The organism is Clostridium caldaquaticum, assembly GCF_023806125.1.
Classification (GTDB): Bacteria; Bacillota; Clostridia; order Clostridiales; family Clostridiaceae; genus Clostridium_AT; species Clostridium_AT caldaquaticum.
Window position 1 is genome coordinate 92,128 of record NZ_JAMSKT010000002.1, and the last position, 13,348, is coordinate 105,475.

Here is a 13,348-nt window from a genome sequence, read left to right on the forward strand (position 1 = left end):
AAAATAATGGAATAATCTTTAGATAAGGGAGGAATAATATTGAACAAAAAGTTTTTATCTGCAATTATTATAATAGCTACAATGATATATGTAGCAGTTGCACTATATTTTAGTAAGCCATTTGGAAATATTGATATCAAGTTTAAATTTCCAAATTTAGTTCAAATAATAAAGAATATAGATGTAAAAACTGTATTCATACAAAAAAATAGTTCTAAGATAGTTCATGATAATGTTGAGCAAGTTTCAGATATTATGGTAGATATAAAATCTAAAACTGATGGAGCGGTACAAAATATAAATAATGAAAATACCTATAAATTATCATATTCAGATAGAGAAAAGCTGCTAGGATATGCAAAAATATTGTCTCCAATAGATCAGGCTAAAATTATTGAATATCTGAAAGATTTAGATAAAGCTGATGTTAAAAGTGTATTTAAATTATTTAAAACTAGGCTTACGGATAAAGACTATGAAAAATTCAAAGCAATAGAAGCAGAACTAAGTAAAAAGGTTAAAAGTTAAAAAGAAAAATTTATTGACAGTTATTTTTTACTATGATATTATAGTTTAGAATTAAAATCGAAAAAAGCTGCTCTTATCAAGAGAGGTGGAGGGATATGGCCCTATGAAGCCCGGCAACCGGTATATACTATGGTGCCAATTCCAGCAGAGATTTACTGCAAGATAAGAGGATACGTTAATCGTGCCTCTTCGTAAAGAAGAGGTTTTATTTTTACGTAAATTATAAAAATATATTTTAATTTTTTACATACAGAAAGGAGATATCCAAATGAGAAGATTATTTACATCTGAATCAGTTACAGAAGGACATCCAGATAAAATTTGCGATCAAATTTCCGATTCAGTATTAGACGCAATTCTTGCACAGGATCCAAATGCTAGAGTAGCTTGTGAAACTGCAGTTACTACTGGTATGGTTTTAGTTATGGGAGAAATATCAACTAATTGTTATGTGGATATACCTAAAATAGTTAGAAAAACTATTGAAGATATTGGCTATACTAGAGCTAAATATGGTTTTGACTGTGATACTTGTTCTGTTCTTACTTCAATAGATGAACAGTCAACAGATATAGCAATGGGAGTAGATGAAGCTTTAGAGTCTAAGAAGGGACAAATGGATAAAATTGAAGCTATTGGAGCTGGAGATCAAGGAATGATGTTTGGTTTTGCTACAAATGAGACTCCAGAATATATGCCTCTTGCTATTTCTATGGCTCATAAATTGTCAAGAAGACTTTCTGAGGTTAGAAAAAATGGAACACTTTCATATTTAAGACCAGACGGAAAGACACAGGTTACTGTAGAATATGAGGATGATAAGCCTATAAGAATTGATACAATTGTAATTTCTACTCAACATAATCCTGAAGTAACACGTGAAGAAATTGAAAGAGATTTAATAGAACATGTAGTAAATAAAGTTGTTCCATCAAATCTTTTAGATGAAAACACTAAGTACTTTATTAATCCAACAGGTAGATTTGTTATAGGAGGACCACAAGGAGATTCAGGACTTACTGGTAGAAAGATAATCGTAGATACCTATGGTGGATACGGAAGACATGGTGGTGGAGCTTTTTCTGGAAAAGATCCAACAAAGGTAGACAGATCTGCAGCTTATGCAGCAAGATGGGTTGCTAAAAATTTAGTTGCTGCTGGTGTGGCTGATAAGCTTGAAATAGAATTAGCTTATGCAATAGGAGTTGCTAAACCTGTTTCTATAGAAGTTGATACTTTTGGAACTGGTAAGATTTCAGATGATAAGATAATTGATATTATAGATAAGGTATTTGATTTAAGACCAGCCGCTATAATAAGAGATTTAGACCTTAGAAAGCCAATATACAGACAAACAGCTGCATATGGACACTTTGGAAGAACCGATGTAGACCTTCCTTGGGAAAGATTAAATAAGGTTGATGAAATAAAAAAGAATTTGTAATTATTTATTATAAACTGTTGACTATGTCAGCAGTTTATTTTTTTTATAAATTTACTGTTATTTTAATAGATTAGAGAAAATATAACATTATGAAATAAAAAACTTAATAATGGGAATAATTTTAATAAAAGTAAAAACAGAAAAGGGGTATTTTAATGAAATATGAACGGGGTAAAAAAATGGTAAAATTACTGCACATTATTAGAGTTTGTTTTAAAAGATTTTTTATTACAATAGGAGTAATTATATTTGGTGCTGCTTTACTGCAAATATATTCACTTATAAATTTTATAAACAAGATGGCAGTATTTTACAAGAGTAACCCTAGTGGTATTATAGTTATATTATTAGTTATAATTGCAATTCCAACATTGTCTTATGGTTTGGAGAAAAGTTTAGATATTTATTTGGAGCATAAAGGATAATCCATAAAAAACTCCGGAAAGTTTATCTGGAGTTTTTTTATGGATTAAATATTTTATCAAGTATTTCTAAATTTATAAATTATTAAAAAACGTTATAGAAGTTAAGTTTATAATTATATATGCTTTGAGAATACTATTAATACAATAGGAGTTGAGAATTTATTTATAATAGAGTATTCTATAGATATATAAAGTTTGTTTTAAGTATAGGAGAGATTATATGCCACAGATACAGGGCGTAGTAGAAGATATAATATTTCAAAATGAAGATAATGGTTACGTGGTTGCACATATAAAAGGTAGTGAGGAAAAAATAACAATTGTAGGTTTTATTCCTTATATAACAGAAGGACAAAACTTGGAGCTTGAAGGACAATGGGTTATACATCCTCAGTTTGGTCAGCAGTTTAAGGTTGAAGCCTATGAAGAAGTTTTACCAAGTACTATTGTTGGTATAGAAAGATATCTTGCTTCAGGCGTAATTTCAGGTATTGGTCCTGTAACAGCTAAAAAGATTGTGGAGAGGTTTGGAGAAAAAACTTTAGAGGTTTTAGATAATGAAATTGAAAGACTTACTGAAATTGAAGGAATAGGGGAAAAAAAGATAGAGTTAATTCAAGAATCATACTTAAGGCAAAGGGAAGTTAAAAATATAATGGTGTTTTTGCAAACCTATGGAGTTACTCCAAATCAATGTGTAAAAATATATAAAAGATTTGGAGCTAATTCAATAACAGCAGTAAAGCAAAACCCATATATATTAACTGAAGAGATATCTGGCATAGGTTTTAAAACAGCTGATAAAATTGCTAGAAGTCTCGGTGTAGAAGCAAATTCTGCTTTTAGAATAGGAAGTGGCATTAAGTATATAATAAATGAATTTTGTGCTTTAGGTAATACATATATGCCTTTTGAACTCCTTCTTAAACAAGGCAGAAGCATACTTGGAGTGACTGATGAAGAGATAGAGAAGGTTCTTTATGACAGTACCTTGGAAGGAAAAATAAAAGTTGAGATAATAGAAAATGAAAGATGTGTATTTACTCTTCCGTTTTATTATTGTGAGCTTGGAGTAACACGAAAAATACTTACGCTATCTTTTAGTGATTATCAGCCTTTGAATATAGATGTTGAATTTGAGATTAAGGAGTTTGAAAGAATTAATAATATAAGCTTTGCAGATTCACAGGTGGAAGCGATTATTGGTGCAGTACAAAATGGTATTGAGGTTATAACTGGAGGACCAGGTACGGGAAAAACTACTATAATTAACTGTATAACTGGTATTTTTGAAAAAGCAGGAATGAAGGTGTTTATGGCAGCACCAACTGGAAGAGCTGCAAAAAGGATGACAGAAGCTACTCAAAGGGAAGCAAAAACTATACATAGGTTATTAGAGCTTGGTTTTAATGAGGATGAGTCTATGGATTTTATAAGGGATGAATCTTCACCATTGGAATGTGATGTTGTTATTATTGATGAGGCATCAATGATAGATATTATGCTTATGAACAGTCTTTTAAAGGCTGTTGCTATTGGAACAAGAGTTATAATAGTTGGAGATGTAGACCAACTTCCATCTGTAGGACCTGGCAATGTACTTAGAGATATTATTGAAAGTAAATGTGTTAAAGTAGTAAGGCTTAAACATATATTCAGGCAGGCAAAAGAAAGCATGATTATAGTCAATGCACATAAAATTAACAATGGGGAAATGCCTCTTTTAAATGAAAAAAATAAAGATTTTTATTTTATTAGAAGTGAAGACCCAAATCAAATCTTAAACACTGTAATAGAGCTTATAAACAAAAGATTGCCTAATTTTAATAAAGACTGGAATAAGATGCAGCATATTCAAATTCTTTCACCTATGAGAAAAGGCAATTTAGGCGTTGTAAATTTAAATAAAGAACTTCAGGATATACTAAATCCAAAGACTTATTATAAAAAGGAAAAAACATTCAGAGATTTAATATTTAGAACTGGCGATAAAGTCATGCAGATTAAAAACAATTATACTATTAAGTGGACTAGAATTAAAGGAGAGGGAGAAGCAGAAGGTATAGGTGTTTTTAATGGTGATGTAGGCTATATAGAAGATATAGATGAAGAAAATGACAGTATAGTAGTTGTGTTTGATGAAGAAAGAAAAGTTGTTTATGAAAGCTCTTTTTTAGATGAACTTGACTTAGCCTATGCTATAACTATACATAAAAGTCAAGGAAGCGAGTTTCCTGTGGTTATTATTCCTGCATTTATGGGACCACCTCTTCTTATGAATAAGAATCTTTTATATACAGGTATAACTAGAGCAAAACAAATGGTGGTAATAGTAGGCTCTATTAAAGCACTTCAGTTTATGATAAATAACAATAGAAGTTTTGAAAGATTTTCAGCATTAAAATGGAGAATAACAGATATACTTGAAAGTGACATATTTAATGATAATTTAGAAGGTAAAGAGGAGTAATAAGTTATGATAACATATAAAACCTCTAGCTTTGTAAACTATAATCAAAAAATCAGCGAAAGCATATTTAATTGGTGTTTAGGAAAGGGGAGGGCTTTAAATATAATTTCACCTCCGTATAATTCGCCAAGCATATTTTTAAAGACAATAATGCATTTTATGGAAAAAAATAAAAAGGTTTTATATATAACAGGAGAAAATGAAGAAAACATTAAAATTTTAAGTTTAATAAAAAAATATACAGACTTTAGAAGCTATACTTATGTAAGAAACAGTTTTGTTCCAGTCAATTCTTCTTTGATTGTCTGCAATTATAAAAATGCGATACGACTTAAAAATAAGTATGATTTAGTAATATATGATGACATAAATAGTTTTCCACAGTATCACAGTTATGAAATATTAGATTTGATTATAAAATGCATGAATGAAAATGGAAGAGCTATTTGTTTTTCTGTAGAAAGTATATTTAAAAATGTAAAGGACATAATTATACCTACAAGAAGCAATAAAAAGCCAATAGCAGAGCCAAGATATATAATAACAAGAGTTGACTTAAATAAAGATATGCCTTATATGATATATGATTACTTAAATTTTTCCATAGAAAATGATAGAAAAGTTATCATATATCTTTCTGATAGTGAAAAGGTTCATAATATCTTTTCATATTTATGCAATTTTAAAAGCAATTTAAGCAGAAATATTATGTACTATATACATGGAGAAAGTGACGAAAAGCTTCTTAATAACTTTAGCACAATGAAAAGGGCAATATTGGTAACTAATGATTTCAAAGAAAGACTTATAAGTCTTAAAGATACAGATATAGTAGTATATTTTGCAGATGATACAATATTTGACTATAAAAAGTTGGTATACTTTTGTGGAAAGGTAGGAAGAAGTGAAACTTTAAGGCCGCCTGAAGTTATATTTTTAGCAAACAGTGAAAGTGAACATATGGATAAGGCTAAGAAAATAATAAGATACTTCAATAAAGAAGCATGGGAACAAGGATTATTAAATATTTAATTGACAGCGTTTTAGGTGTCATTTATAGCAGCAATGATAATTGTCTTATATGCAGTAACTATTGCAGTGAGGAAGATTTAATCTGTAATAATTGTATTAAAAAAATAGAGTTTTATAATGACTGCTTTAAAATAATAAGAGAAGGCATTGAATTAGAGTGTTATAGTGCTGCTTATTATAAAGGAACTGTAATGGAATTAATAAGAAGGTTAAAATACAAAAGTGATTTTAATTGTGGGGAAGTTTTATCACAAATGCTTTTTAAGCTTTTAAATATAAAAAAATTGGATTACGATATTATTACTTTTGTACCTGCAAGCAGAAAAACTCTTAAAATCAGAGGGTTTAATCAAAGTGAATTTTTAGCAAAATCAATAGGTTATTTATTAGAAAAACCTGTATTAAATCTTCTTAAAAAGATAAGAGAGACTAAGGATCAAATAGGTTTAAATGCTGAAGGACGATGGGAAAATTTAAGCAGCTGCTTTCAAGTAGTTAATAAAAAAGTATTATACAATAAAAAAATTTTATTGATAGATGACGTTATAACTACTGGTGCTACAGCTTTCTACTGTAGCAGAGAGCTTTTAAAGCATGAGGCTTTAAAAGTTACTATATTGACTGTATCAAAAAGTAGGTTATAATATTGTATATAAGTTAGGTTTGTGGTTGAAAGTCGATGCCAGTCGCAGGCGAAACGACCCACGTAAGTTAACCAAGGTGTTAATGAGCATGGTGCGGCTTAGAAATAAGTCCTGCCGCAGTGATGCGAGAGAGTTAGTAGTGAGAGGATAAAGCCGGGTAGCAAAAGCTCCAGCAGGCGAGTGTGGGGTCAAAGACCAGGTCAACTAGCTTATAAAAAATTCTTAATTTTAGTTTTATGCTAAAATTAAGAATTTTATTTTTTTGGAATTTTTAACGAAAAGTCCACAGGATATAAAAATAAAAAGTACATATAATTATAAGGAATAAAAGCTTTTAAATTATTTACAATCATATACAATTAACAAAAAATATTAAATAATAATTAGCTGAATTTATTTAATATTTTGTTAATTGTTCTTTTGGGGGCTTGTCAACTATTGAAAAAAATTATAAAATAATATTAACAAATTAAACCAATGAAAGCATAAGTTTAAAACTTTGCTAATAAACTATAAAACCAGTATATTAATACCTAATATAGGTAGAGAGGGGCTGTGTTATATGAAGTGTAATATATTAGGAAGAAATATCGAGGTTACAGATGGATTAAGAAATGCAATTGAGAAAAAGCTTTCTAGACTCGATAAGTTTTTTGAACATGAACAAGAAGCTTTTGTTACATTGAGTGTAGAAAAAGCTAGACAAATTATTGAAGTAACTATAAGATTTCATAGTGTCTTACTTAGAAGTGAAGAAGCAAATGAAGATATGTATGCAGCTATAGATATAGTAAGCGATAAACTTGAAAGGCAAATGGTAAAGCATAAATCAAGGCTTGAAAGAAATTATCATGTAAACGTTCCGTTAAAATATAAAAGTATTCCTGCTTATGAATATGCTGTTGATGAAGTAAAGGAACCTAAAATAGTTAGAACAAAGAGGTTTGCAGTAAAACCGATGTCAACGGAGGAAGCAGTACTTCAAATGGATCTATTAGGTCATGACTTTTTCGTATACTCTAACGATAAGAGTGGAGATGTCAATGTAGTTTATAAGAGAAAAGATGGAAATTATGGTTTAATAGAACCTGAATTTTAATATATGAGGGCATAGGCTGAAGGGCCTGTGCCTTTAATTATGCTTAAATTATAAACATATTTTTAATTATTTAGAATTAAATTTATAAAAGTTGAATGCAATTTCATTAGATGGTATAATCTATTAAGTATAAGTAGTTTTATTATTACGAATTTTATTTAAGATAGTGAGGATGAAAAACATGGGAATATTGGATAAGATATTTGGAAGTTACAGTGAAAGACAAGTAAAAAAGATACTTCCAATTGTTGATAAAATAGAAGCTTTAGATGAAAGCATGCAAAGACTTAGCGATGAAGAGCTTAAAGGCAAAACAGAAGAATTTAAAAATAGACTTTCAAAAGGAGAAACTCTAGATGACATTCTTCCTGAAGCTTTTGCTGTATGCAGAGAAGCTGCTTTTAGAGTTTTAAACATGAAACACTATAGAGTTCAGCTTATAGGCGGTATTGTACTTCATCAAGGAAGAATAGCAGAAATGAGAACTGGTGAAGGTAAAACTTTAGTTGCTACACTGCCTGCATATCTTAATGCTCTTTCTGGTAAAGGAGTTCATATCGTTACTGTTAACGACTACCTTGCAAACAGAGATAGAGAGTGGATGGGAAAGATATATGAGTTTCTAGGATTAAGTGTTGGTGTAATTCTTCATAATTTAAATAATGATCAGAGAAGAGAAGCTTATGGATGCGATATTACCTATGGTACAAATAATGAGTTTGGCTTTGACTATTTAAGAGATAATATGGTAATTTTTAAAGAAGAGAAGGTTCAAAGAGAGCTTAATTTTGCTGTAGTTGACGAAGTTGACTCTATACTTATAGACGAAGCAAGAACACCGCTTATAATTTCTGGTGAGGGTGAAAAATCTACAGAGCTTTATAGAATTGCAGATATGTTTGTTAAGACGCTTTTAAAGGAAAAAGATTATACTGTGGATGAAAAAGCTGGAGCTGTTATGCTTACAGATGATGGTGTTCACAAGGCTGAAAAGTTTTTTGGTCTTGAAAACTATACTGATACAGCTCATATGGAAATACAGCACCACGTAGTTCAAGCACTTAAGGCTAATTATCACATGAAAATAGATAAAGATTATATTGTAAAAGATGGAGAAATTGTAATTGTAGATGAGTTTACAGGAAGACTTATGGAAGGAAGAAGATACAGTGATGGTCTTCATCAAGCTATTGAAGCTAAAGAAGGAGTAAGAGTTCAAAAGGAATCTAAAACATTAGCAACAATAACATTCCAAAATTACTTCAGAATGTACAACAAGCTGTCAGGTATGACAGGTACAGCTCTTACTGAAGAGACAGAATTTAGAGAAATATACGGCTTAGATGTTGTTGTTATACCAACAAATAAGCCAATGATAAGAATAGATCATCCAGACTTGGTATATAAAAGTGAAAAGGGAAAATTTAATGCTATAGTTGAAGAGATAGTAGAAACTCATAGAAAAGGTCAACCAGTACTTGTTGGTACAGTAAGCATAGAAAAATCTGAATTAGTTTCTGCTCTTCTTAAAAAGAGAGGAATACCTCATCAGGTATTAAATGCTAAATATCATGATCTGGAAGCCGAAATAGTATCACATGCTGGTGAAAAGGGTATGGTAACTATTGCTACAAACATGGCTGGTCGTGGTACCGATATTAAACTAGGTGATGGAGTTACAGAGCTTGGAGGACTTAAGATTATAGGAACGGAAAGACATGAATCAAGACGTATAGACAATCAGTTAAGAGGTCGTTCAGGTCGTCAGGGAGATCCTGGAGAATCAAGATTCTATGTATCTTTAGAAGATGATTTAATGAGAATATTTGGTTCTGAAAGACTTCAAGGCATGGTTGAAAGGCTTGGACTTGGAGATGATGAAGCTATAGAAAGCAAGATGGTTACAAGCGCCATAGAAAACGCTCAGAAAAAGGTAGAAGGAAACAATTTTGATATAAGAAAAACTCTTTTAGGGTATGATGATGTAATGAATACTCAAAGAGAAATTATATACAAACAGCGTGCACAGGTGCTTGAAGGTGAAAACCTGCAGCAGCAAATTCTAGATATGATAAAAGAGGTTATATCTACAGCTGTAGATTCACATATATCAGGTGTTGAGGAAGAAATAGAAAAAGATTTAGAAAAGCTTATTGCATACCTAGATGAAATATATCTCCCAAGAGGAGCAGTTTCTATAGATGAGTTAAAGGATTTGTCAAATGAACAAATTAAAGATAAGCTTTTAACAATTGCTATGGACATATACAAGGCAAAAGAAGAAGATTTTACTTCCGAACAGATGAGAGAAATTGAAAGAGTAATTCTTTTAAGAGTAGTAGATACTAAATGGATGGATCATATTGATAATATGGATCACTTAAAGCAGGGAATTGGACTTAGAGCTTACAAACAGCAAGACCCAGTTCAAGCTTATCAGTTTGAAGGAAGTGAAATGTTTGATGAGATGATTTTCAATATAAAAGTGGATACTGTTAAGTATTTATTCCATGTTCAGATTGAAAGAGCACCTGAAAGAGAACAAGTAGCTGTAGAAACTACAACTAATGTAGATGAGTCTCTTCCAAAGAAGCCTGTGAAAAATGATAAGAAGGTTGGAAGAAATGACCCATGTCCATGTGGTTCAGGAAAGAAATATAAAAACTGCTGTGGCAGATTAGCTTAATATTTTTAAGGCAGGTAAGGTATTACCTGCCTTAAGTAATACAAAAGGATATATAGGAGGTAATTATTATGTATATGCAGTATGAAGAATCAATAAACAGTTTAGGAAATTTAAAGATTATACTAGATGAAATTAGGGGGTCTCTTTGACATCGAAGATATAAAAAAGAAAATCGAAGAGCTTGAGAATAAAATGCAGGAGCCAAATTTCTGGAATGATTTAAAACGGGCACAAAGCATTACTCAAGAATGCAAGTCTCTTAAAGATAAATTTGAAATATATAAAAGCTTGGAAGGCAGGATTGAAGATATTGAGGTGCTTATAGAGCTATCTTTAGATGAAGAGGATGAAAACACAAAACAGGAAATAATAAAAGAAATTCAAGAGGTAAGCAAAGATATAGACAAGTTCAGAATTGAGATAATGCTTTCTGGAGAATATGACAGAGATAACGCTATTTTAACTCTTCATGCAGGTGCAGGAGGTACAGATGCACAAGATTGGACTGAAATGCTTCTTAGAATGTATACAAGATGGTGTGCAAATAAAGGCTATAAAATTGAAACTATAGATATGGAAATGGGAGACGAGGCGGGTATTAAAGGAGTTACTATTCGCGTAATTGGTGAGTTTGCTTATGGATATTTAAAAGCAGAAAAAGGAATACACAGACTTGTAAGGATTTCTCCTTTTAATGCAAATGGAAAAAGGCAGACTTCATTTGCTTCAGTAGAAGTTCTTCCAGAGCTTACTGAGGATCAGGATATTGAAATAAGACCTGAAGACTTAAAAATAGATACGTATCGTTCTGGCGGGGCTGGAGGACAGTATGTAAATAAAACAGAGTCAGCTATTAGAATTACTCATCTTCCTACAGGGATAATAGTGCAGTGCCAAAATGAACGAAGCCAGCACAGCAATCGTGAAGCAGCGTTAAAAATGCTTAAGGCAAAGCTTATAGAGCTAAAAGAAAGAGCTCATAAGGAAAAAATAGAAGATTTAACAGGAGAGCTTAGAGATATAGGTTGGGGAAGTCAGATACGTTCTTATGTATTTCAGCCTTACACTATGGTTAAAGATCATAGAACAAATGCTGAGGCTGGAAACATTCAAGCAGTAATGGATGGAGAAATAGATATATTTATAAATGAATATTTAAAACAGAGTAGAAATGGAAAATTAGATTTATAACTATGAAACAAGGCTAATACTTTAGTGTATTGGTCTTGTTTTTTGCAAATAAATGTTTTTCACTTTTATAGAGAGATAGCTCCTTTTGAAAAAAATATGGTTAGTTCCGATAAGTGATTGTAATAAAAAGTAATCAATTGGTAATACTATTAAGGATAAGCATGGGGTTAAAAATACATTTTCAAGCGAGGTGAAACTTTATGCCAGACAAGTCAAATAAGCATGAAAGAAATAAAAAAATGAAGACTGAAAAAAACGCTGTAGAAACTGTTGTAGAAATTCAAAAGAGAAATAAAGATGTACATAAGATAGCTAATCCAAAATAATCAAAATAAGAAAAAGCAGCAGCTTAGAAAAATTTATGCTGCTGTTAATTTTTATATTAATTTTTTTTAATCTGTATACTTAATAAAAAAGAAAATAAGACTGTACCAAGTGCTGAAAAAATCATTATATTTTTATAATATATAAGCATAGGGTTTCCGTTGAAACTTTGTTTTATAATTTCTTTGGATATAACATTAAAAGCTCTGTCTATTGCCTCTACACTTATATGATCAATAGTGTCCTCTGGAGTATGAATTCTAGACATATCGCTATCACAAAATGTAACAGCATCTATGTTATTTCTTCTGAAGGGTTCATGATCACTGGCATCTTCAAAAATAAGTTTATAGTTAACTGCTTTAGTGTTTATAGTAGAAGTTATGGAGCGCATAAAGGAGGTTTCTTTTGTATCACCCTTTCCGCCCATTATGCTGAGAGGAACTGCACTGCTGCCTATCATATCAAAGTTATACACCTTAGCTCCTTTTAGCATAGAAGAGTATTTTTTTACAAAATGTTCTGAGCCTAATAGGCCAAATTCCTCTGCATTAAAGCCTACAAAAATAATGTTTCTATCAGGTGTACCTAAAGAGGTTATGTATTTACTAAGTTCAAGTATAAAGGATATGCCAGATGCATTATCAAGAGCACCTCTATAAATATTACCTTTTAAATCTGTTCCTAAGTGGTCAAAATGTGCGGATATAACTACTGGTGGTGTTTTAGTATCTTTTCCCTTTATAAATCCTACTACATTATTTAAAGTAGTGTTTTTGACCTCAAAGGGTATAAAACAGGATATTTTATAATCCTTAGATAAATATTCCTTTATCTCTTTCAAGGTGGCTTCTGTAAGCATTACGTACATGCTTTGATAGCTTGTTTGAGATGCTAAAAAAGAACTTCTAAAGGTTAGAGAATTACTCTCAGGAACAAAAAATAGAAAACTGTCGCTGCCTTTTGTAATTTGAATGCCGTTATCTCCTGTTTTTATTGAGTCCTTGTTTGAAAATACTACATGGTTTTTCTTGAAACTAAGCATTTCTTCTTTGTAATCTGAACCATATTCATATTCTTTAATAATGGAAGTACTATTCTTGTCCAAAATCCTAAGATAAGGATTTTCATCCAGCTTGTGAGGGTAATTTGAATCAAAGGGGTCATAGTAATCACCATTAAATGGTTCAAGACCATTTTGCTGAAACTGATTTTTGACAAATGCTTCAGTTTGAATATTTTCTAAAGTGCCTGCAAGCCTTCCTTTGTAGTCATCTGAGGTTAGGTAATCTATATTGTTTTTAACTGATGTGTGGTTAAATTTATAAATGTTTTTATAGATATTTATACTGTTTGTAAATAATAATAGTGAAATTGTTAGAAAAAATGCACTGATGGTCTTTTTCAATTTCATGCTCCTGTAATATTATTATCTTTAAATAATATGATTTTTAAAACTTGTATATAACTTTAAAATGTTATAAAATATTTTTTTGTCTTTTCAT

At 30.8% G+C, this 13,348-nt stretch carries 11 protein-coding genes and 1 riboswitch; of the genes, 10 read left to right on the plus strand and 1 reads right to left on the minus strand.

Annotated elements, in window-relative coordinates:
* Window positions 1-39: 39 nt before the first annotated feature.
* The 10 genes from M2651_RS01760 (at window position 40) to M2651_RS14285 (ending at window position 11,845) form a co-directional block, all read left to right on the plus strand.
* Window positions 40-528 carry a hypothetical protein gene (locus tag M2651_RS01760; RefSeq protein WP_252130610.1) on the plus strand — a complete coding sequence of 163 codons (489 nt, stop codon included), beginning with the start codon at window positions 40-42 and terminating at the stop codon, window positions 526-528.
* Window positions 529-598: 70 nt separating this feature from the next.
* A riboswitch (SAM riboswitch) is annotated at window positions 599-697 on the plus strand.
* A gap of 99 nt (window positions 698-796) precedes the next feature.
* Window positions 797-1,972 carry a methionine adenosyltransferase gene (metK, locus tag M2651_RS01765; protein WP_252130611.1) on the plus strand — a complete coding sequence of 392 codons (1,176 nt, stop codon included), beginning with the start codon at window positions 797-799 and terminating at the stop codon, window positions 1,970-1,972.
* Between the two features lie 155 nt (window positions 1,973-2,127).
* Window positions 2,128-2,397, plus strand: coding sequence for a hypothetical protein (locus tag M2651_RS01770; RefSeq protein ID WP_252130612.1), 270 nt, complete (start codon window positions 2,128-2,130; stop codon window positions 2,395-2,397).
* Between the two features lie 220 nt (window positions 2,398-2,617).
* Window positions 2,618-4,867, plus strand: a complete 2,250-nt coding sequence (gene recD2, locus M2651_RS01775) for an SF1B family DNA helicase RecD2 (RefSeq protein ID WP_252130613.1) — start codon at window positions 2,618-2,620, stop codon at window positions 4,865-4,867.
* A 6-nt stretch (window positions 4,868-4,873) separates the two neighbouring features.
* Window positions 4,874-5,899 (plus strand): hypothetical protein, encoded by a 1,026-nt coding sequence (locus tag M2651_RS01780; protein WP_252130614.1) that lies wholly within the window; start codon window positions 4,874-4,876, stop codon window positions 5,897-5,899.
* Window positions 5,872-6,543, plus strand: a complete 672-nt coding sequence (locus M2651_RS01785) for a ComF family protein (RefSeq protein ID WP_252130615.1) — start codon at window positions 5,872-5,874, stop codon at window positions 6,541-6,543. Before M2651_RS01780 ends, M2651_RS01785 begins: the two co-directional genes overlap by 28 nt.
* Before the next feature lie 562 nt (window positions 6,544-7,105).
* On the plus strand, window positions 7,106-7,642 hold the full coding sequence (gene hpf, locus M2651_RS01790; protein ID WP_252130616.1) for a ribosome hibernation-promoting factor, HPF/YfiA family: 537 nt from the start codon (window positions 7,106-7,108) through the stop codon (window positions 7,640-7,642).
* 181 nt (window positions 7,643-7,823) lie between these two features.
* Window positions 7,824-10,328, plus strand: a complete 2,505-nt coding sequence (secA, locus tag M2651_RS01795; protein ID WP_252130617.1) for a preprotein translocase subunit SecA — start codon at window positions 7,824-7,826, stop codon at window positions 10,326-10,328.
* Window positions 10,329-10,396: 68 nt separating this feature from the next.
* Window positions 10,397-11,519 (plus strand): peptide chain release factor 2 gene (gene prfB / locus M2651_RS01800; RefSeq protein ID WP_252130618.1). Its coding sequence is split into 2 segments (ribosomal slippage): window positions 10,397-10,474 and window positions 10,476-11,519, totalling 1,122 coding nucleotides; the frame shifts between segments, so codons are not numbered across the junction.
* A 200-nt stretch (window positions 11,520-11,719) separates the two neighbouring features.
* Window positions 11,720-11,845, plus strand: coding sequence for a hypothetical protein (locus tag M2651_RS14285; protein ID WP_286207905.1), 126 nt, complete (start codon window positions 11,720-11,722; stop codon window positions 11,843-11,845).
* 56 nt (window positions 11,846-11,901) lie between these two features.
* Here the strand turns inward: M2651_RS14285 and M2651_RS01805 are convergent, their stop codons facing one another.
* Window positions 11,902-13,251 carry a M28 family metallopeptidase gene (locus tag M2651_RS01805; RefSeq protein WP_252130619.1) on the minus strand — a complete coding sequence of 450 codons (1,350 nt, stop codon included), beginning with the start codon at window positions 13,249-13,251 and terminating at the stop codon, window positions 11,902-11,904.
* Between the last annotated feature and the right edge of the window lie 97 nt (window positions 13,252-13,348).

Coding starts and splice junctions, on each gene's coding strand:
- metK (WP_252130611.1), top strand. CDS start 797: ATGAGAAGATTATTTACATCTGAATCAGTTACAGAAGGACATCCAGAT.
- M2651_RS01770 (WP_252130612.1), top strand. CDS start 2,128: ATGAAATATGAACGGGGTAAAAAAATGGTAAAATTACTGCACATTATT.
- recD2 (WP_252130613.1), top strand. CDS start 2,618: ATGCCACAGATACAGGGCGTAGTAGAAGATATAATATTTCAAAATGAA.
- M2651_RS01780 (WP_252130614.1), top strand. CDS start 4,874: ATGATAACATATAAAACCTCTAGCTTTGTAAACTATAATCAAAAAATC.
- M2651_RS01785 (WP_252130615.1), top strand. CDS start 5,872: ATGGGAACAAGGATTATTAAATATTTAATTGACAGCGTTTTAGGTGTC.
- hpf (WP_252130616.1), top strand. CDS start 7,106: ATGAAGTGTAATATATTAGGAAGAAATATCGAGGTTACAGATGGATTA.
- secA (WP_252130617.1), top strand. CDS start 7,824: ATGGGAATATTGGATAAGATATTTGGAAGTTACAGTGAAAGACAAGTA.
- M2651_RS14285 (WP_286207905.1), top strand. CDS start 11,720: ATGCCAGACAAGTCAAATAAGCATGAAAGAAATAAAAAAATGAAGACT.